Annotated in this window: 18 protein-coding genes and 2 tRNA genes; 15 read left to right on the top strand and 5 right to left on the bottom strand. The window is 38.0% G+C overall.

Annotation, left to right across the window (positions count from 1 at the left end):
* Positions 1-53 precede the first annotated feature (53 nt).
* The 3 genes from RM347_RS15370 to RM347_RS15360 form a co-directional block, all read right to left on the bottom strand.
* Entirely contained in the window at positions 54-848 is a 795-nt protein-coding gene (locus tag RM347_RS15370) for an aminotransferase class IV (RefSeq protein WP_322716625.1), read from the bottom strand.
* Positions 849-865: 17 nt separating this feature from the next.
* Positions 866-1285: a GNAT family N-acetyltransferase gene (locus RM347_RS15365; RefSeq protein ID WP_322716626.1), complete on the bottom strand. Its 420-nt coding sequence runs from the start codon at positions 1283-1285 to the stop codon at positions 866-868.
* Between the two features lie 93 nt (positions 1286-1378).
* Positions 1379-2164, bottom strand: coding sequence for a hypothetical protein (locus RM347_RS15360; RefSeq protein WP_322716627.1), 786 nt, complete (start codon positions 2162-2164; stop codon positions 1379-1381).
* A gap of 529 nt (positions 2165-2693) precedes the next feature.
* Between RM347_RS15360 and RM347_RS15355 the strand changes: the two genes are divergently transcribed.
* The 3 genes from RM347_RS15355 (at position 2694) to RM347_RS15345 (ending at position 5099) form a co-directional block, all read left to right on the top strand.
* Positions 2694-3200, top strand: a complete 507-nt coding sequence (locus RM347_RS15355; protein ID WP_322716628.1) for a hypothetical protein — start codon at positions 2694-2696, stop codon at positions 3198-3200.
* A 104-nt stretch (positions 3201-3304) separates the two neighbouring features.
* Positions 3305-4141, top strand: coding sequence for a hypothetical protein (locus RM347_RS15350; protein ID WP_322716629.1), 837 nt, complete (start codon positions 3305-3307; stop codon positions 4139-4141).
* A complete protein-coding gene (locus RM347_RS15345; RefSeq protein WP_322716630.1) occupies positions 4128-5099 on the top strand; it encodes a hypothetical protein in 972 nt (323 codons plus the stop codon). The genes RM347_RS15350 and RM347_RS15345 overlap by 14 nt, the downstream gene beginning before the upstream one ends.
* 146 nt (positions 5100-5245) lie before the next feature.
* On the opposite strand, the gene RM347_RS15340 is transcribed toward RM347_RS15345, so the two are convergent.
* Positions 5246-6475 (bottom strand): acetate kinase, encoded by a 1230-nt coding sequence (locus RM347_RS15340; RefSeq protein ID WP_322716631.1) that lies wholly within the window; start codon positions 6473-6475, stop codon positions 5246-5248.
* A 220-nt stretch (positions 6476-6695) separates the two neighbouring features.
* On the opposite strand from RM347_RS15340, the gene RM347_RS15335 reads away from it, so the two are divergent.
* The 11 genes from RM347_RS15335 (at position 6696) to RM347_RS15285 (ending at position 15835) form a co-directional block, all read left to right on the top strand.
* Positions 6696-7574, top strand: a complete 879-nt coding sequence (locus RM347_RS15335) for a M48 family metallopeptidase (protein WP_322716632.1) — start codon at positions 6696-6698, stop codon at positions 7572-7574.
* A 245-nt stretch (positions 7575-7819) separates the two neighbouring features.
* The gene (locus RM347_RS15330; RefSeq protein ID WP_322716633.1) at positions 7820-8944 is read left to right on the top strand and encodes an alpha-hydroxy acid oxidase; all 1125 of its coding nucleotides are present in this window, start codon (positions 7820-7822) and stop codon (positions 8942-8944) included.
* Between the two features lie 106 nt (positions 8945-9050).
* Positions 9051-9134 (top strand) — tRNA-Leu (locus RM347_RS15325).
* 33 nt (positions 9135-9167) lie between these two features.
* Entirely contained in the window at positions 9168-9392 is a 225-nt protein-coding gene (locus RM347_RS15320; RefSeq protein WP_322716634.1) for a hypothetical protein, read from the top strand.
* 414 nt (positions 9393-9806) lie between these two features.
* Entirely contained in the window at positions 9807-9941 is a 135-nt protein-coding gene (locus RM347_RS15315) for a hypothetical protein (RefSeq protein ID WP_322716635.1), read from the top strand.
* Complete coding sequence (locus RM347_RS15310) at positions 9913-10710, top strand: WecB/TagA/CpsF family glycosyltransferase (protein ID WP_322716636.1); 798 nt, start codon at positions 9913-9915, stop codon at positions 10708-10710. Before RM347_RS15315 ends, RM347_RS15310 begins: the two co-directional genes overlap by 29 nt.
* A 463-nt stretch (positions 10711-11173) precedes the next feature.
* Positions 11174-12655, top strand: a complete 1482-nt coding sequence (locus tag RM347_RS15305) for a lipopolysaccharide biosynthesis protein (protein WP_322716637.1) — start codon at positions 11174-11176, stop codon at positions 12653-12655.
* 189 nt (positions 12656-12844) lie between these two features.
* Entirely contained in the window at positions 12845-13981 is a 1137-nt protein-coding gene (locus RM347_RS15300) for a polysaccharide pyruvyl transferase family protein (RefSeq protein WP_322716638.1), read from the top strand.
* Positions 13982-14014: 33 nt separating this feature from the next.
* Complete coding sequence (locus RM347_RS15295) at positions 14015-14860, top strand: FAD-binding protein (RefSeq protein WP_322716639.1); 846 nt, start codon at positions 14015-14017, stop codon at positions 14858-14860.
* A gap of 560 nt (positions 14861-15420) precedes the next feature.
* The gene (locus tag RM347_RS15290; protein ID WP_322716640.1) at positions 15421-15633 is read left to right on the top strand and encodes a hypothetical protein; all 213 of its coding nucleotides are present in this window, start codon (positions 15421-15423) and stop codon (positions 15631-15633) included.
* Between the two features lie 130 nt (positions 15634-15763).
* Positions 15764-15835, top strand: a tRNA-Gln gene (locus tag RM347_RS15285).
* A gap of 90 nt (positions 15836-15925) precedes the next feature.
* Here RM347_RS15285 and RM347_RS15280 read toward each other — a convergent pair.
* Entirely contained in the window at positions 15926-16405 is a 480-nt protein-coding gene (locus RM347_RS15280) for a hypothetical protein (protein ID WP_322716641.1), read from the bottom strand.
* Between the two features lie 226 nt (positions 16406-16631).
* On the opposite strand from RM347_RS15280, the gene RM347_RS15275 reads away from it, so the two are divergent.
* Entirely contained in the window at positions 16632-17930 is a 1299-nt protein-coding gene (locus RM347_RS15275; RefSeq protein WP_322716642.1) for a hypothetical protein, read from the top strand.
* The last annotated feature ends 53 nt before the right edge of the window (positions 17931-17983 follow it).

Below are 17983 nucleotides of genomic sequence, written 5' to 3'. Positions count from 1 at the left end.
TTATTAAGAATTATGTTAACTTATCTTAAGATATAACAAATTTGGCGTGGCTGTCATGCTAAAAAAAGCCCTCTTATTTGCTGAAAACTAGGATGGTAGGGATTATATTGTAGCGACCCTGAAGGCTGATAAACGGTATGAATGGGAATAATTTCTACCACACTATTAGTGTAGGCGATCGCTTCAAATCTTTGGACTAACTCCACGCTCCAAGGTTCCTCTCGCACCGACTGCTGGTGGTTTTGCAACCAGTTTAGAAGTTGCGATCGCACAATTCCTGGCAAAATTCCGGCTGTTAAAGGCGGCGTGTACCAACTGCGATCGCACCATCCCCAAAGGTTGCCTGTACTGGTTTCTAGCCAATTTCCTTGGGCATCAACTAATATTACTTCTTGGGCATCGAAGCTAGTTCTTGCCAGCCAAGCACTCAAATAGTTTCCAGTTTTATGAGAGGGGAGAGAGCGAGAAAATTCTGAACTAGCAACGGCACACACAACGCCAGTGTTTTGTTTTTCTGTCAAATTTTGTGGTAGAAATCTGCCAGTTATCCACTCTCGTCCATCGGGAAAGACGGTAATTCTGAGAACGGGGAAGTGTACGAGGAGGATTTGAGCGCCTTGACGCAGACGCTTCCAGTCTGGTTGCTGCCAACCAAAAGTTTGTAGTGAGAAAAGTAGGCGATCGCAGTGTGCTTGCCAATTAGTTAAATTACTATCTAGCGAGTTCTGATAAACCCGCAATGTTGTAAAAACAGTCGCCCCATAAAGTAAACCCGGATCGTTAATATCTAATTCTAGGGTTTGGGAGTAAATTAATTTACCGTCATACCAAAAAATATTATTTGTCACAACCAGATTACTTGTCGCTACAACTCCATTGAAAAGTGATGACTTGTAATGCTCATACGCTGCATGAGATAAAATCTATGAGCGGCAAATCGCTGAACACCAGAATCTAGACTCAGGTGTTCACAGTTATGATTTTTTGCATATTCAATTAGCCACTGAAATAACTGTTGACCATAGCTATGTGACCGTTTCAATTCATCAACAACTAAATCATCAATGTATAAAAACTTCCCCGACGCTAAACACGTAGAAATGCGAAATCCAGTCACTGCTACAGCTTGCTTATCAACTTCCAAGAATGCAAGTTGATATCCTTCTTTCATTTGATATCGAACTTGTTCTACAAACTTAGCCTGCTCAAGGTGAGGGCGCAACTGCGAGATAACAGGAAAACAACCTAATATTTGAAAGTCAGTTTTTGCCAATTGTATTGACATCAGTATTACCTTACTCAATCATGACAAATTTGGAAACAATTAGGCTAATATAATTGGCTATTACACTTCCAGTAAACCAGAATTACTAATAATTTAATCTTTTGGTGGAAATATAATTTTTTGAGTCCCTTCAGGAGTTGTAATTACTTTTCCTCCCAAAGCTTCGATTTCCCTAATTGCTCGTTTAGTAGTTTTCTCATCAACTTGATTATTTAAAACCATTGTCCAGGTAGAAATTTGAGCATATTTACTGTTAGGATTTCGACTCAAAAACTCAGCAGTTCTTTGGGAAGTTTGTGCTATAAACTGACTCTCTGCATCTGAAAAATTACTAGCCCAGCTTGCCGCCATTGCAAAAGATTCTTGGGCAGCTTTAGCGTTGCCTAAAAATAACAACTCATCAACTCCTTTATATCGCCACGCGTAATAAGACTTTTCCGGAACCGAGGGAGATAAAGATTTTAAGCCTTTCTCTGACAATGCGATCGCGCGTTCTGGCATAGCAGCATACAATGAAGTACTGATAGAAAGACTCTGATATGCTGCTAAAAATCGCGGGTCACGTTCTAAAATGACTTCAAAATATTCTGGACTTAAACTGTAACCTGTTTTATCCCGAATTTCATTATCTCCAAAATATTGTAAAAAATTGAGATATACAAAATCTGCTATGAAGTTTTCATAACCAAAACTAGGCATTCTTTGTAGAAAATCAAGACGAAGATTTTCGGATTTTATTTCTTTCTCTAGAGTTTCTAAAGAGGCAGATTGTTTGCTATTTATTAATTTTTGCAATTGGGGGAATTGAATCAACCCTACTCCTAATATACATACACAAGCTACTAAAGGTGTAGTAAAAGCTTGACGATATAGCAACATATTTTTCTTGTCTTTATCAGCATAGTTATATTATTATATACATAGTGCTATAGGAAGAGTTGGCCAGCACTTGCGCCTCTAAGCTTTGCTAGGCAAAATATAAAATAGGTTGACTTAAATAAATTGATTAAAGTTTTAGTACTATATTATACCTATAAAATAAATTTTACTCTGAGATATATTTAGGCTTCTTTGTCTAAAACTAGGATCTAATTTATACAGATTGGAACGAAACGCCCAAAAGCTAATTAAATAATTTTTTCAGAATCACGCGACTGGGGACAACGGGGAAACCCCTACCGCAGTGCTGGACTCTCTGCAACGCAGTGGCTCCAAAATCTAAAATGTATTATTCTTTTTCTAAGATAAATTTGGTTTTGAAAAATTATAACTTTTCTCTAGGAAAAGTTTCTTAGATTATTAAGTTGTTTTGACTTTAGTTACTTTTTTTAAGTAAAAGCCTTAAAAGTTTTGACATCACCTAAAATTGTATTTTGTTTATATTTAAATCTGTAACCTCCAAAATATCATGGTGAATAACACTGTTAGCGAAAACACAGAAATTAACGGTCAAGCTAGCGAAAATGGGGAAAATAATAGTCAATTTAACAAACCAAGTAGTGAATTTAAAAGAAAAGTCAAGAAGCTGAATACAAAGGGAGAAGGATTCAATATTGATGACGTTATTGATGCTATTCAAACAGCAATAGTTGAAGTTGTCGAGTTAGAAATTACCACTTGGGTTCCAGAGTCATCTAATCAGTTTGAAGAACTACAAAGGCAACAAATTGCTAAACCAGGTAATCGAATGTACACCGTAATAAATCTAATTGATGGTGATATAAACAATGAAGTTGGTAGTGAATTTGTTGGTAGTGGCCCATATACAGAACTTCGCGAATTTCATCTAAGTCAAATCAAAGAAAGTCGGGAGATCATGCAAAAAAATATAGAGAGTTTGCAAAAGTTGTATGGATTTATTATAGAAATTATTAAATCTCGTAAAACTTCACAACAATCATTATCCCGTCCATAGTAGTCGTTATTTATTAATAGTCATACTAAAATACCTACAGCAATTTTCGATAATCTGTAGGTTAATTTGCTTTTTTGTTTACTTAAAATTCAGAAGTTATTACTATGTCTAATGATATTCAAAAGCAAGCCAAAGATTTATTAAATAAATTAGTATTGTCTGTAAATGGATTAGTCGATGATATTACAGCTTTAGAAGTGAATACGATGGTTGTGGAGCAAATTACTGGCGCAAAGTTTAATGCTTGGCAAGCATACGAAGAGATTTATTCAATAAATGACAAAGACTACTTTGATGCCAAAGGAATTCCAAATCCAGGCAATTTACCAGAACCAGAAAAAACTCAAGCTCAAGAGCTACGCAAGCGTTATACGAGTTTATTTTCACAACTAGAAAGAGAATATTTTTACATTCTCCTTGAACAAAGTACTGAGACTAGTGAGCCAGACCCCAGGATAATACAATATCAGGAGCGTCTTAAATATGAGGTGGAACATAAAGCAAATATTGTTCCAGATGATCCGGTATATATAAAGCTAGCTCGACCAATATTGCCTGCTCCAGCTCCTGTTGCAGATAAAGAAGATAATAAAAAAAGTTTGCAACAAAGATGGCAAGAGATTGAAGAACTTTTGAATAATGGTAAATTTATTCGGACGCTGCGAAAAATGTCTGAACTTAAAGCTGCACTTAATAGTGGTCAGATTACCAGCGTAGATATTGATATTATTTATGCTCAAACTGTTATGCAGTTAGATGGAGATATTATCAGCCGTTACCATAAAAACCTATTTCAATTACCTGAAGGGGATAGAGATTTAATCTTAAAAATACATCATGAAGGGGTAGTTGCTGGAGAGAAACAGTGGCGTGGAACACTAGATTTCCTGATTGGTATTGTACAAAATATCGCAAAATTATCCCGAAATGAACGCTTATAATACACACACAGATCATCAAGCTAATGTTCAACTCTCTTTCTTTCTGCAAATCCCTGAAAGCACTCCTATTGAACTTGAAATTAAGGTTGAGCCAGGACAGTATACTTTTTATCTCAATAAAGCAGTTTTAAAAAAAATTGAGCAAGCGCGAGAAATAGGCTGTTATCTGTACATTCCGCCAAAATTACTAGCTTATCTTTGGTACTACAACTGCTTTAGCGATGATATTTGCTTTAGTAAAAATATTGTGCAATATAAGAAATTACTAATTACTAAAAAATACTTTAAAATTTTTGAAAATAAACTTTTTGACAATACTTTTATAGTAAATTTTATCAAATTATTGTGGAGTAAATCATTACTAAAAAAATCACCCTTACAGCATGGACTTACTTTTAATTTTTATTATAGAGAAGATACATCAGGTTTATATTTTTGGAAAGAACAAGATATTGTTTTACAAAGTAATGTCTTATTTAATGGCGATATAATTCACAAAATCAGGAATGATTTTATCCAAAATCCTGAGTGTTTAAATATTGTTTATGTACATTATTGGCTTATTGAACAATTACTAAGCTATCTTCGGACTAAATTAAATCTATTATCTTGGGAGCTAGCTTCGCTTTTCCCTGCTACTTTTTTAGCTTGGAAACTATATTTATTACAATCACTTACAGTTATATTATCAATACTTGCTGGGCTAGTAACATCTTTTGTATTTGCTACTATTCGCTATTGGTTTGTTAATCAACTTCCCAGATGGACTTATATCAGATATCAATATCGAAATTGGCTGGCGTGGGGAGTAACTTGTGTCACTCCTAGCATTTTTCTTACTCCCACTGATTTCTTCATTTTGCTGTTTTTGTCACTAATTGGTCCGCTATTACAATGGGTTTTTAGTTTGATACTGGGGCAAGTTGGTAAAGGTTTTATGCGTTGGTTACTAGCTTAAAAATCGGGCATGAGGTATTGAAAAAGAGATTTTCGCGTCAAAGACTGTTTTCATAAAAAGGCTAGTGGTATCGAGGTGTGACAGTATAAGGAAACTGCATATTCAAACAATGTTACCCAGATTAAATCAACCTTTCTAATTACGAATTACATATTACGAACTTTTTTCAATAGTTGCCAACATTGCCCGGCGATCGCCCAATCTTCTTGAGTATGAATAACCAATACCCGTACTGCTGAATCGGGTGTAGCAATATCCTCATCAACAGGCTGCTGTTGATTTTTCTCAAGGTCAAGTTTCAATCCCAAAAAACCAAATGCTTCACAGGCAGCTTGGCGAATTTCTGGAGAGTGTTCACCCACGCCTGCTGTGAACACTAAAGTATCTAATCCCCCCAAACTGGTTAACATTGCACCAATACCACAACGTAGGCGATGTATATAGATATCCCACGCCAGTTGAGCGCGGGAATTACCTTGAGCGATCGCTTTTCTGATCTCACGCATATCGCTAGATACACCCGAAATTCCTTTTAACCCAGAAGCTTTATTTAATAGATAATCCAACCTTTCGACGGAGTAATTGCAGTACTGCAACAAGTAAATCAAAATTCCCGGATCAACTGAACCAGAACGACTACCCATCATTAATCCTTCTAGGGGCGTGAATCCCATAGTGGTATCAATACTGCAACCATTTTTAATTGCTGCTAAAGAGCAGCCATTGCCCAGATGGCAGGTAATTAACCGCTCAGATGCAACATCTCGATCAAGAATTTGGGCAGCACGTTGAGAACAGTATTGGTGACTGATACCATGAAATCCGTAGCGACGAATACCTTGCTCTACCCACTGATATGGGCCGGGATAGATTGCTGCTGCATCGGGTAGAGTGGCATGAAATCCAGTATCAAAAACTGCTACTTGAGTGACATCTTTTAAGATTTTTTCAATTGCTTCTATTCCTTCCACAGCGGCTGGATTATGTTCTGGAGCAAGGTTAGACAGACGAGCGATCGCATTTTTCACATCCCCCGTAATTACCACGCTATCTCGATAATCCTGGCCACCATGTACTATCCGATGCCCTACCACATCGATTTCTGACAACTGATCAATTACCTTGGTAGCACCATGACTAAGGGTATGGAGCATATAGGTGAGGTGTTCCTGTCGGGAGTCACCAGGGATTGATTCTTGCAGCGTTGCACCCGTAGCACTTTTCACCTCAATTTCTGCCACACCCCGATCTTGAGTCCAGTCGATTTTGCCTTCCCAAAGGGGTTGGAGTGCTTGGGTGGGAAAAGTTTCATCTGCAATTTGATACAGACAGCTCTTTTGGCTGCTCGATCCGGCATTCAGCACCAATATTTTCATATAACAACATAAAAACATGATCTCCTTTGATCATGTCATTAAGTCTAGCCTCATGCTTAATTTTCTCAACAATGGATAAGGGTTTCAGAGTATGCGATCGCGAGAAAGTAAAAATACTGCTCCCCCTGCTCCCCCTACTTAAATCGTTATACTAACTGTGGGAGGCTGTTTATCTATCCAGCCTGATTCCATAGTTGTGTTTTTTATAGCTTGCTGCACTATGTCCTTCTTTAAAACCCCGCTGATTGGTTTAAAAGCTGACTCATTTCGTCATCCATTAGACCTGGAAGCTACCAGAACGCTCAAGCAGATACCAGGCATAGATATGTTGGTGCGAAATTGGCTTGGCCCAATGGCAGAGCAGGTTTTCTATGTGGAAAATATTGCCTCTAGTATTCTGGTGGGTGAAAAGCAACTGCCCGATTTATACAAGCTGTTGTTAGACGCCTGTAAAATCCTGGATATAGATCCTCCCCAGTTGTACGTCCGGCAACATCCGGCTCCCAACGCCTATACTTTTGCGGTGCGGGGTAAACAGCCCTTTGTTGTGCTACACACTTCCCTAATTGATATCCTCACACCGGAAGAAATACAGGCAGTAATCGCCCACGAGTTGGGGCATCTCAAGTGCGATCATAGTGTTTATTTGACTCCTGTAAACTTATTAATATTAGCTGCGGCGATCGTGCCCAATGTCGGAACCTTCGTTGCCCAAGCCATACAGGCGCAACTTTTGGAATGGGTACGTTGTGCTGAGTTTACCTGCGATCGCGCCGCATTACTAGCAACCCAAGACCCCAAAGTTGTCATGTCAGTGTTGATGAAGTTGGCAGGTGGTTCTCCCACCTTAGCGCCACAACTGAATCTTGATGCCTTTGTTGCCCAAGCCCGCGCTTACGATGATATTAGTAAGACAGAACTGGGTGAAATGGTCAAAGCTGCTCGTACAGCCCAATTAACCCATCCAGTACCAGTGCTACGGGCGCGAGAAATTGACCGTTGGGCAAGCAGCACAGAATATCAAACTCTGTTGCAAAGTCACGGACTTAAGTCTACTAATAATGAAGTTGCACCCAAAGGCGGGTGGCGCAATTGGTAGAGCTAATGTTCACAACCGCTTTTATACTTTGTTGACGGGAAAGCGAGATCCTTCCCATGCACTAGACATTTCCAGAAATCAAATATGCCTTATCCAGAATTCTTGTAGAGACGTAGCACTGCTATGTCTCTACATTCTTTTTCACCAGAGAGCAAATGCTTTTAGTCAGCGGCTCTAGCCATTTAAAATCTTATCAAGAACGATAAATTGCTGACTACGAACAAAAGTTTTACTTACATTTAATTATGTCTACGTACTTATCCGACGACAATCGCTTTCAACCCATTAACCTTTTTGAGTACGAAAAGTTAGCAACAGGGCGTCTGTCTCAAACGACACTTGATTACTATAGTAGTGGTGCTTGGGACGAAATCACATTGCGAGATAATCGTGCTGCCTTTGAGCGAGTCAAGCTGCGACCTCGGATATTAGTCGATGTGAGCGATCGCAATCTAACTACCTCCATTTTAGGACAACCCCTACAATTACCTTTGTTAATTGCGCCGATGGCTTTTCAATGTCTAGCCCATCCAGACGGAGAAGTTGCCACGGCCATAGCTGCCGCATCAGCTGGTGTGGGTATGGTGTTAAGTACAATGGCAACAAAGAGCATTGAAGAAGTAGCGACTGCATGTAATCAGTTTCCAGATTCTCTGCGATGGTTCCAGCTTTACATTCATAAAGATCGGGGATTGACTCGTGCTTTGGTGGAAAAAGCGTATAAAGCAGGCTACAAAGCACTTTGTCTCACTGTAGATGCACCTGTTCTCGGACAGCGAGAGAGAGATAAACGTAACGAGTTTGCCTTACCCCTAGACTTACATCTGGCTAATCTTGCCACCATCTCAGGACTAGATATTTCCCATGAAAAAGGCGAATCTGGGCTATTTACCTATTTTGCCCAACAGCTAAACCCAGCAGTAACTTGGCACGATTTGGAGTGGTTGCAGTCTTTATCTCCACTGCCTTTAGTCATCAAAGGAATTTTACGCCCAGATGATGCTGTTCGGGCTGTAGAATATGGAGCCAAAGCAATTGTTGTTTCTAATCATGGTGGCAGACAACTCGATGGTGCGATCGCTTCTTTAGATGCTCTAGCTGAAATAGTAGCAGCAGTGGATGGTAAAGTAGAAGTCCTATTGGATGGAGGCATTCGTAGGGGTACAGACATTCTCAAAGCTCTGGCATTAGGAGCAAAAGCAGTACTGATCGGACGACCTATTTTGTGGGGGCTAGCGGTAGCAGGACAAATCGGCGTATCTCATGTCATCTCACTCCTAGAAGATGAGTTAAATGTGGGAATGGCACTTAGCGGCTGTGCCAAACTACAGGATATTGACCCTAGTTTATTGACCCTGCCACGCCTTTAAGCCGGAGAATTATTAGAGCTATTATTCCAGCAAAACTTGGAAAATTAATTTTTAGGCTTGTTACAAAATCACTTAATTAGAGTATACTAGTAAAGATTGGATATAAGGGCGGGTGGCGAAATTGGTAGACGCACCACACTCAAAATGTGGCGGCCTTGCGGTCATAGGAGTTCGATTCTCCTCCTGCCCACTAGCAAACAAGTGTTAGAGAGGTTAAAAACTTATGCGCCTGAAAAGATGGGAATCTCCCCGTAAAGAAGGCAGGAATGACAAAGGTAGAGGTGGTTCTGCCAGGAAGCGCCAACTCAAAAAGCAAAGGCAAATGTTACGACAAAGACTCAAGGAAAATAACAAAGCAGATAATAACAAAAATAATAGAGTGGGGGAAGATAAGTTTATCTTCCCCTTATTTTTTGGCCTTTTATTTCAGAAAAAAATAAAAATTTAGGTATTTTTCAATACATAGACTAAATTACATTTGTAATAAATTTGGAAAGTTATAAGAAAAAAATATTAGCCATTCTTTAAAAGATACTAATTTGAATTAAACCTCTTAAACGAATATTTACGTATCAAAATCGGCAGACTGAGCGTCTGACATTTTACTTTGCTACGTAAATAGTCTAAGTTATAAATGCTACTTTTAAAAATCAATATCTATAGGAATTTCTTGCAATTGTAATGCTTGCATGAACCAATCAAAAATTAATTATGAAGGAAGTATGAATTTTGTCAACCAGCGTCTGAAATCCCTAGCTTAAAACAGTAAGCTAGGACACAACAGGAAATAATTATAGTGTTAGCGATTAAGCTAAAAGTATATTAAGAACGCAATTGCACCTCCATGTGTTAACTTCCAACGATGACACAAGCCTACAAACAGTCAGGAGTAATCCAATCCGAATTATTGAATATTCGGAATGGTATAGGTAATCTACGGATTTTTTTCTTGGACACAGGAGTTATTGATGGTGGCGAGAGTGCTTCTACCTACTAAAAAAGTGCTTGATTTTCCTATTACTGCTTTACGCTTTGACGAGCAGATACAGACAATACTTAAATGGGCAAGTAGGCGTGAGAGTAAAACTGTATATGTAGCCAATGTACACATGCTCATTGAAGCTCATTGGAATCCAGAGTTTGCCACCGTATTGCGAAATGCAGATATAGTTACTCCTGATGGTATGCCTCTCGTATGGATGATGCGAAAAATGGGAGCGCTTTACCAAGACCGTGTGGCAGGGATGGATATTTTCTTAGCATTGTGTCAGCTAACTCAAACACAAAATCTTAGTATTTTCTTTGTGGGTTCCCAAACAGAAATTCTTTCTAGAATGGGAAAAAGGTTAGAGCAGGAATTTCCACAGATGAAGATTGCGGCGATGGAACCTTTACCCTTTCGTCCCCTGACTGAAACTGAGGACGCAGCTTTGATTCAAAAGATTAATTCTAGTGGTGCTAGCGCCGTCTTAGTGTCTTTGGGATGCCCCAAACAGGAGAATTGGATAGCTCAACATAAGGGTAAAATACAAGCTGTAATGATTGGGTTGGGTGGAGTTTTCCCTGTTTATGCAGGAATTCATAAGCGTGCACCCCGCATAGTTCGAGACTTAGGACTTGAATGGCTGTATCGATGGATTCAAGAACCACGCCGACTTTGTGGTCGCTATGCTAAAACCATTCCACTATTTATATGGCTCGCTACTAAGCAACTACTATCATCAAGTCGTATAGCAGCTGTCTTCCTTCAAGAAACTGGAGATTAAAGAAAAGGAATATGTGTTCTGTAGAGCACAACATTGTTGATAATATGTCAACTGTAATCATCGAAAAAATTCAAAAAATTATGTTATTTTAACAAAACAATTATCAAAGTGATATTCCATCCAAAGCTTAAAAATTTAAGCAACAAGCATTTTGTATAAAAATCCAATAGGTTCATCAATAAATTTTCTCTTAAAAGTACCTTGAATGGTTACCAATTTGCAAAAAGATTGTGGTAGACTCTTTTAGAAGTAATTACTTAACATAAAGATTTTTTTTCGTAATCTTACACTAATCATTGTTATATAGACTTTATACGCCATTTTTGCAGTAGAAACCTTTAATGGTAATCAGAACTTAAAAAAATAGGGTGAGACTAAGTGGCGTTAAAAAATAATCCAGCGACCTAAAGCTGGGAGCATCAAAACTACATCTACTTTAGATTCTTTTATCGGTAAACTCTTAATGGAATCACCTCAAAACTCATCAAATTTACGAGAAAAAGCTGTTAAAAGCGTATTTTGGACTGCTATTGAAAGTTGGGGACGCCAAGCAATCTCTTTAGTTGTTTTCTTTATTCTAGCTCGTTTACTTAGTCCAGAAACTTTTGGTTTAATTGCTCTAGCTTATGTTTTTATTGAATTTGTACAAATTTTTGTTGACCAAGGATTCTCTGTAGCGATTATCCAGCGTCAGGAGATAGATGCAGAGCACTTAGACACTGCATTCTGGACAACTTTAGGAATTAGTATACTCTTGACCGTCTTAAGTATTGCTGGCGCTGGATTAGCAGCTGATTTATTTAAACAACCCCAGTTAATACCAATTATTCAATGCTTATCTATAAGCTTTGCGCTTAGTGGATTGAGCAGTGTGCAGCAAGCGATTCTGGAACGTCGGTTCGCTTTTAAAAGTTTAGCAATACGCTCACTATTAGCAGTGATCGTAGGCGGTATAGTTGGCGTAGTGATGGCTTTTTTACACTTTGGCGTTTGGAGTCTTGTAGGTCAACAAATATCCAGTAGTTTAGTGCAGGTTTTAGTCTTATGGCGAGTTAGCGATTGGCGACCAGGATTCAAATTTTCTGCCATACATGCTAAAGAACTTTTTACCTTTGGAATTAATATATCTGCGTTTAATATAATTAACTTTTTCAATCGCCGAGCCGATGACTTACTAATTGGCTACTTTTTAGGACTAGTCGCATTAGGTTATTACTCGGTTGCTTACAAATTGCTTCAAGTAATGATGCAAGTTTTGATCGCTACTACAACTAAGGTTGCACTACCAATATTTTCTCGGTTACAGGGAGAACCAGAACGGTTACTAAATGCTTTCTATAGTGCTACTCAGTTCACAAGTCTCCTTGTGTTTCCAGTATTTCTGTGTGTACCAGTGTTGGCAACTGAATTTATAAAAGTCTTTTTTGGCGAACAGTGGGTTCAGAGCATTCCAGTATTACAAATACTATCGCTTATAGGTCCTATTCACCTAATTTTCTTCTATAATAATTCTGTAATTCTGGCACTAGGTAAACCTTCATGGAGGCTATGGATACAAGTGATAAATACAGTTACTAATGTCGTCGCTTTTGCTCTGGTAGTCAAATGGGGCATCGTAGCTGTTGCATCTGCTTATGTAGTTCGTGGTTACGTGCTCTTACCTATTTCGTTATTAGCTATAAACAAAATTATTAAAATTAATTTAACTAATTATCTGCGTTTATATATAGTACCTTTAGTAGCTTCTGTAGCAATGGTTGCAACTATATTAGCGACTAAATACTTCTTGGGAACATTTCTCGAAGCATGGATGTTACTAGCTACTTCATTGTTATTTGGTATTTTTATTTATATTTTTATTTTATCAGTAATATCGCCAAAGCTTTTCAGAAAGGTACTTGACTTAGCAGAAAGTTTGAATATCAAAATAAAAAAGAAAGTGTAAGCTGTATTATGTATAAATAATCAAGTAATTAAGTTTTTTAAATTTTCTAAATTAATTCAATTTAGTTAGATTATGATAATTTATATTAAAAAAACAGATTTATTCAAACTTATAAAATTAGTTAGCAAAAAATGTTAGCTGTCATAATTAACGCCATACTCATAGTTTAGTTTATCAGAGATAGGAAAGATGAAAATCGGAATTCTAACTTTTCACCACGTAGACAATTACGGAGCAACATTGCAAGCTTATGCTCTCTGGAATTTTCTTAACAGCCAAGGGTATGATGTTGAAATAATAGATTATCGACCTCTTAAGATAGCATGGATATATTTTAGGCCTTTACTTCCTATCAAAAGGGTAAGATTTAGCATTAATGAAAGTAAAAAAGAAATTAAAAAAATTCGGTTTAATGAAAAATATTTAATCTATATTTCAAGAGCTTGGAAAATGAGACGATTTCTACTTTCTAATGTTAAGTTAAGCAACAGAAAAGTTTATGATAAAAAAGCTTTGAAATACTATCATGACAAATACGATCTAATAATATGTGGCAGTGACCAAATATGGTGTCTAGATTCTTTTAGAGGATATAATTCTTCTTTCTTTTTGGATTTTGTTAACAATAAAACTACTCGTAAGATAAGCTATGCAGCAAGTTTTGGTAACACCATAAAATTAGGAAATTATCATCAAGAAATATCTACCTTAATTAATCAGTTTCAAAGTATTTCAGTTCGTGATTCTAATAGTTTAAAAATTATTAGCAATGAATGCAACAAAGAAGCTGTAAAGGTTTTAGATCCTACTTTTCTAATTAAGTATGATGCACTTAAAAGTCTTCCCAAAACACAAGATAAATATCTTTTGTTATATATTCAAGCTGATATAGAACCAGAAGAAGAAAATTTTATTAAATTACTGGCAAAAGAGAAAAACCTCACTATAATTTCAGTTGGTAAATATAATCCATTGGCACAAATAAATTTAGAAGCTGCGAGTCCAAAAGAATGGATTGGATTATATAGCCAAGCATCTTACATCGTAACTAATACTTATCACGGTGCTGTGTTTTCCATTATATTTAAAAAACTTTTTAACGTATTTGTTCCTAATGATAAATCGAACAAAGTAACAGATTTACTTAATGATTTAGGTTTGGTAAATCGGATATTCTCGGATAAACTAAAATCTCAAATACTGAACAACCAAATCTTTGATATTGATTATGAAGCAGTATCTGAAATCCTAGAATCAAAAATCATAGAATCCAAAAATTATTTAGTTGAAGCGATTTTACAAGGAGTAGTTGATAATCGAACGTAACGCTGAATGCAATAAGGAGTAGAAAGGGTTAAGATGTCTAATTTGAAGATTGAGTCTTTAACATCAAACAGTCTTTCACACTATAGAACTCAACATCACTTTGAGCGAGTAGGAGAGATTAATAGTGTAGATGACCTTCAGAAGTACTGTAACTGGGCCAAAGAAAACAAAGTAAATGTTTACATAATTGGAAATGGCTCTAACACGTTGTTTGTGAGAAAGAATATCCAATCATTGATATTGAAAAATAAACTGCCTAAGTACACAAATCCTCTACCTGAAAATAGACTAGAAGTATCCTCTTCTGTTTCAGTTATGGAAGTACTAAAGTACTGTTACCAAAACTCCATGAATTCTTTTTATTATCTTGCGTCTGTACCGGCAACTATTGGTGGTGCATTAGCAATGAATGCTGGTAGAGGAAGACAACATGAATGTACAATATATGACTTTGTTGAAAGTGTAACTTTCTTTGAGGATGGATGTGTAAAAACACTTCAAAATAGTCAAATTGCCCGAGATTATCGTGAAACTATATTTACTGGTATGCACTCGAAACTTATATTGAGTGCAGTTTTCAAGTTTGAACGTACAGAATTTACCGAAAATCCTCTAATTTCAAGACAAATTTGGGCAAAAGAACATCAAGATAATACAGCACCTAACTGTGGATCGGTATTCAAAACTGCTAATTATCGCATACTTCAAAAGCTCAGAGGTATGTCTATAGGTAAAGCTATGTTTTCTACTAAAACGAGTAACTGGATACTCAGTAAATCCCAAAATAGTTATTCAATAATTATACTGATTAAAATAGCTAAAATTTTCCATTTTCTAACTAGACAAAAAATAGCTCTCGAACTAATTACAATTGATTAATTATTTGCTTGTCAAAAACACTATAAAATTCCTGAAGTGGGAGTTTTTTTATCAGAACAGTTACAGGCAAAAGTGTAGAATACTGTTTATTCTTGACAGGCTCAAGAAATGGCATTTTTGTAAAGTACATATCTAAAAAAAATTGATAAATCCCGTTAAAAAAAGGCTTTTGGAGAAATTTGACCACTGCTAAATCTTGATTTTCTTTAGCAGTAAAATACTTGATTAGGCCTTCTGCGTTACTTTTGTCACAAGCAACGTTGAAACGGTGTAGACCTAGATATAGCTGTAGCCTAATGATATTAGGACATAGATTATAAAAATCCTTGTAGTCTGTGCGCGATCTCCAATAGCTAAACCCTATAGTTATGACTTCCAGCAAAAGGTGAACTAAGCGATTGAATTGGATGGTCTCAAGAAAAGCAAAGCAAGTGAACTGTTCAACATCAGTTGCAACAAGATTAATCTATGGTTCCAGCGCAAAGCCAAAAAGGAACATGTACGCTCACTGTCGAAGCAAGGGACAAAAGATCGCCGATAGGGAAAAGTTTTGGGCGTTTGTGAACGAGCGCGGAGATAAGATCGAAGCGAAGATAGGGCAACTGTGGGAAGACGAGATTAGTAAGCGCAGGATTTCACGGGCATTGCAGAAGATTGGATTTACGACCCCAAGGCGTTCACCATCAGGTAAAGCAGATTTTAGATGCAAAGGAATTGCGATCGCAAAATTTAGTGCCTTAACCACGAAGATTCAAGAGTTCACCCCAAACTGATGAAAGAGGCTAAGTGCAAGCATTCCGACCAATCAATATCTTGCTGTAAAAACCCATTATCTGAAATCAACTATTAAAGTACTTGACATTAACCCAGGATTAACTGCTATATTAACTAGAGTAAAGTTGTTGGGGCGTAGCCAAGTGGTAAGGCAGCGGGTTTTGGTCCCGCCATCCCTAGGTTCGAATCCTAGCGCCCCAGTAAATCTAAAAGACAGGCTGTTATGCCTGTCTTTTAGAGTATTTAATTACATTTTCAAGATGCATCTCAATACATCTGACTCTGTAAATGTTATTTGTCAGGCGATTTAAGAGCTTGATCCAGAGTTTGCCGAGCCTGTTCTGCTTTAGATCGCGCTTCCTGGTAACGCACATTAGCTTGGGCAAAATTCTTGAGAACTTTAAAACCTTCCTTGAGTCGAGTAATTTCCTCTTCCGTCACGGACTCGTCGGTGAACAAAACATCAACCGCTTTGCGAATTTCTAGCGCTTCAGCTCGTGATTCCTGAACTTTCAGCTTGAGCGTGGCCAGGTTACTCAGAACCTGGACAGCTTGTGTAATCGTATCCTCACCGCTAGCAGTATCAATAGTTGACTCTTTAACCTCAATTAATTGTTGAGGGCCAAATCCTTCTTCCAGTTCCGTGGGTAGCTTACCTGCATCCATCAGCTCCATCAGCTGATCCATTGCTTTATCACGAGCTTTGGCTGAATCTTTTCCAGAAACAGTAAGGATAATTTCTGGGCTTTGAGCGAGAGTGTACTGAACCATATTTGAGCAGAAAATTTGCTGGTTAACCAAGCTGAGGGAAACAATTATAACATACTGGGCGTAAGGTCATTTGTTGGTTTATCGACTTGGTGTCGGTTTGCCAAATTCATGTGATTTATATATATATTTCATGATTTCATGCTTTAATCCTGGGCCTGCCAAGTCGCTCAAAATAAAACTTTATACTTAATAAAAGGGGAATAAGTTTCAACAGGAGGCGAGAGCAATGGCTCCTAGTCCCACCATCATGCAAGCTGTGGAACAACTGGGTTACCGTGTCACCGTTGGTGATGTGGCAACTCAGGCAGGATTGAACGTCGCTGAAGCTAACCAAAGTTTGTTAGCCCTGGCATCTGATGCTGGGGGACATTTGCAAGTAGCGGATTCAGGTGATATAGTTTACCTTTTTCCACAAAACTTTCGAGCAATTTTGCGTAATAAATACTTTCGGCTCCGATTGCAAGAATGGTGGAAAAAAGTCTGGAGTGTTCTGTTTTACCTGATTCGCATTTCTTTTGGAATTTTCTTAACTGTTTCCATTGCCCTGATAACTGTTACCATCTTCATTATCATTACCTCTCTCAATTCAGACCGTGACGGCGACAATCGGGGCAGTAATTTTGGCGGTGGGGGGTTCTTCTATTTTCCAAATTTATTCTGGTATCTTACCCCAAATTATGACACTCACTACCAGGAACGGCGACGTGAAAGCCGAGAAGAAAGCAATCTAAATTTCTTTGAAGCTGTGTTTTCGTTTTTGTTTGGCGATGGTAATCCTAATGCCAACTTAGAAGAACGTCGCTGGCAAGAAATTGCTACAGTGATTCGGATTAACCGTGGCGCAGTGGTAGCAGAACAAATTGCCCCATATTTGGATGATATTGGCGAGGGATATACAAGAGAGTACGAAGATTATATGTTGCCTGTTCTGATGCGATTTAATGGGCAACCGACGGTAAGTTCAGAAGGGCAAATTGTTTATTACTTCCCAGAGTTGCAGGTGAGTGCAACTAAAAAGCGCCGTCATGCAATATCAGATCACTTGGAGGAATTTCCCTGGCGTTTTAGTGCCGCCAGTTCTGGGCAAATTATGCTGAGTGCCGGCTTGGGGGTACTAAATTTTGTTGGTGCTTTAGTGCTGGGAAGTTTGTTGAGAGATGGCACAGTAGCCGTCCAATTAGGTGGACTGGTAGCTTTTGTCCAAGGAATTTATTGGTTGCTATTGGCTTACGGAGGAGGTTTTTTAAGCATACCGTTATTGCGTTATTTCTGGATTCGGTGGCGTAATCGCAAAATAGGCGATCGCAACCGCGATCGCCTTTCCAGAGCAAGGCTATTGGCAAGTCCTGATGCACCTTTGCAACAAAAAATCGACTATGCCCAACAATTTGCGACAGAAAAAGTCATCCGCAACGAAGATTTAGTCTATTCTAGCGAAACTGACTTACTCGACCAGGAAGTTGAGCGTTCTGCACAAATTGACGCTGAATGGCAAAAACGCTTGGAACGCGGGAGTGGAGAATAGGAGCAAAGGAGTAGAGGAGCAGGGGAGGCAGGGGGAGCAGAGGAAGAAGAACT

The sequence above is a fragment of the Nostoc sp. ChiQUE02 genome (genome assembly GCF_034531305.2).
Lineage (GTDB): Bacteria > Cyanobacteriota > Cyanobacteriia > Cyanobacteriales > Nostocaceae > Nostoc.
The sequence above is the reverse complement of the archived record's forward strand: the minus strand, read 5'-3'. Positions and strand labels throughout refer to the sequence as shown.